Annotated in this window: 3 protein-coding genes; 1 reads left to right on the top strand and 2 read right to left on the bottom strand. The window is 58.9% G+C overall.

What is annotated here, in order from left to right; genetic code table 11:
* Positions 1 to 719, bottom strand: a 719-nt coding sequence (locus tag D3227_RS40045) for a VOC family protein (RefSeq protein ID WP_245452163.1), incomplete at its 3' end; no start/stop codon positions are given.
* Positions 720 to 1050: 331 nt separating this feature from the next.
* Complete coding sequence (locus tag D3227_RS40050) at positions 1051 to 2166, bottom strand: saccharopine dehydrogenase family protein (RefSeq protein WP_120019430.1); 1116 nt, start codon at positions 2164 to 2166, stop codon at positions 1051 to 1053.
* Positions 2167 to 2291: 125 nt separating this feature from the next.
* Between D3227_RS40050 and D3227_RS40055 the strand changes: the two genes are divergently transcribed.
* Positions 2292 to 2723: an Lrp/AsnC family transcriptional regulator gene (locus D3227_RS40055; protein ID WP_095090604.1), complete on the top strand. Its 432-nt coding sequence runs from the start codon at positions 2292 to 2294 to the stop codon at positions 2721 to 2723.
* The last annotated feature ends 4 nt before the right edge of the window (positions 2724 to 2727 follow it).

The following is a 2727-nucleotide window of genomic DNA, read 5'->3' on the forward strand; positions in this document are numbered from 1 at the left end:
CGCGGCGTCAGGTGATTGATGTGCGGTCCGCGGAAACTCACCACGTCGGCAATCAGCCGGTGCGTGCCGTGTAGCTTATTGTAGGTGGCTAGCGTCACTGTGGCGTCGCTATGCCAGCGGAAGGTTTCCAATACTTCGCGCACGAACTCCTCGGAGTCGGCCTGTTCAAGGCCGCCTTCAGCCTCGAAGACCTCGACGAGTTCGAGTGCGCGGGCGGTGAATATCTGTCGATCTGACAGGATCCCCGCCGCCATTTTGCGTAGCGCTTGGTCCTCGATCAATTCCAGGCGAAGAAGCGAGGTGAAGACGCGGAATGGATTGCGTCGCAACGCCTCGTCTGCGACGGGGCGGAAGGCGGTGGAGTGCACAGGCACTCCAGCGACCGAAAGATCATAGTAGCCGACCGGATGCATGCCGAGTACCGCAAAGACGCGACGGATGTTGAAGAGCTCTTCCGGCGTACCGAGGCGAATGGCGCCGTGACGTTCGACGCCAAGCCGATCCAGCTCATCCTTGCGCCGTAACGCCTGCTCCAGCTCCGGGGCGTTCGCCAACGTCGCAGCATTGACCTCGGTCACGAGCTCAATGAGGGTGCCGTACCGCGGCACCTCGGCGCGATACATCTGCGACATAGCATTCGAGAACAGCGACCGGATCTCGTCGGCGTGGACTTTCATAGAAGATATTCTGCCTGGCTTCACTTGAGCATGCATGGTCATCCGGACCTCCTGAATGCCAACTGGTCAAAGAAGTAGCTGTCGCTCCCGGCTGCTTGGGCCGATCTGGAAGCGATCAAACCATCGTTGCGACGACTCCGATATCGACATCTATTCAGAAGTTCATTCCGAATTGGAATGAATACAAATTGAGGCGCCGTCGATTGCCCCTGACGATGGCAGCTCGATCGACAAGATCATGCAATTGCAGATTGACCCACCGGGCGCTCGGGAGCGGGAGGAACATCCGACGCTTCTAGCATTACAAAACCAGCCAGTCGCGCAAACTGCCGCCGATCGACAAGGCTGGCGGAAGGCCGCGGGATAGCCCCGCTTATGCGGCAACCGTGACGCCGTGGCTCTTCAGCGCCTCTCCCTGCCGATAGTAAACACCGAAGCGGTTCCCCAGAAAGGCGCCCAATGCAATGTCTTCCTGCCGAATGAAGCCCTGGCGCGGGATCTTGCCGGCGGCAAGCAGATCGAGAACCGCGCAGATGCTGGATGCGGTCGTAATCTGGATCGCGCTCGTGATGCGCCCGTCAATCTCCGCGCTGTAGATCTTGTTAGCGTAGGTTTCCTGGATCAAGCGCCCGTTTCTGCGTCCCGAAACGGTCACAAACACAATCACAACGTCCTGTAGCGTGGTCGGAAGGGCGTGTTCGAGTATGTCCTTGAACACATCGCGGCGGTGTCGTAGCCCCAAGTCGTGCAAAAGCGCCTTCATGATAGCGGCATGACCGGGATAGCGAATGGTGCGGTAGTTGAGCGTGTTGACCTTGCCCTTCAACGTTTCGCAAAGCGTGCCAAGGCCGCCGGAGGTATTGAAGGCCTCATAGGTGACGCCGTCGAGCGAAAATTCTTCGCGCTCCTCCAGTGCTGGCACTTCAACGAGTTCGCCATTTACGACAGCCTCGCAGGGCTGGATGTACTCGTTAATGACCCCGTCGGTGCTCCAGGTCAGGTTGTAATTCAAGGCATTGCTCGGAAACTGCGGGAGTGCCCCGACACGCAGGCGCACGCTATCCAGGCTATCGAACTTGCCCGCAAGATCGCTCGCGACGATGGAGATGAAACCGGGTGCCAGCCCGCATTGTGGAATGAATGCGGTCTTGGCTGTCTTGGCGATCCGTTTCACCTGCCGAGTGGATTCAACGTCCTCCGTGAGGTCGAGATAGTGTACGCCAGCCTTGGCCGCGGCAGTGGCGATGCCCACGGTGAGCTGAAAGGGCGCCGCGCTTAGAACCGCGAATTTGCCGGACAGCAGCGCACACAAGGCTGCCTCGTCGGTGATGTCGAGGTATGCCGTCGAGAGCGCGGGACCGCTTTCAATTTCCGACAGTTGTTCAGCGCTACGGTCGACGACAGTGACATGGTAGTCCCCGCTATCGGCGAGTAACCGCGAGATCGTGGAGCCGATCTTCCCTGATCCGATGATTACGACGTCTTTCATTATTTCCTCCTGCAACAGGGCCACGACCCGAGGTCACGTTTCGCAGAGCGCGTGGTTGATTTGCAGCGATGAATTACATAAAACTCCTACTCGTTTTGGGCATATCGTAGGGCTAAGTTGACAAAATGCAGGTTTCGGCGAAAGATCGTCAACTTCTCATGCTGCTCGCGGAAGACGCGCGCACGCCCATCTCCGTCCTGGCTCGCAGGTTGGGCTTGTCGCGCACGACCGTTCAGGCGCGGCTCGACCGCCTTGAGCAAGAAGGGGTCATCGCCGGATATGGCGTGCGCCTGTCAGACACTTATGAGCACGGCCTGGTCCGCGCCCATGTCATGATCGTTCTGAAGACCAAGGCACTGGGCGCGGTCGTTCGCGCACTCCGCGCCCTTCCGGAAGTCATGTCCGTCCATTCGGTCAGCGGGGCCTTCGACCTGATTGCCGACGTTGCCGCGCCATCGATCAGCGAGCTTGATCGGACAATCGACGTGATTGGCGACGTCGATGGCGTCGAGAAAACGCAGTCGTCGGTCATCCTGTCGACGCGATTCCAACGATAGAAGT

Origin of the sequence: Mesorhizobium waimense (genome assembly GCF_003601975.1) — a bacterium.
In the GTDB taxonomy this organism is placed as follows: Bacteria; Pseudomonadota; Alphaproteobacteria; order Rhizobiales; family Rhizobiaceae; genus Mesorhizobium; species Mesorhizobium waimense.

Coding starts and splice junctions, on each gene's coding strand:
- D3227_RS40055 (WP_095090604.1), top strand. CDS start 2,292: ATGCAGGTTTCGGCGAAAGATCGTCAACTTCTCATGCTGCTCGCGGAA.
- D3227_RS40050 (WP_120019430.1), bottom strand. CDS start 2,166: ATGAAAGACGTCGTAATCATCGGATCAGGGAAGATCGGCTCCACGATC.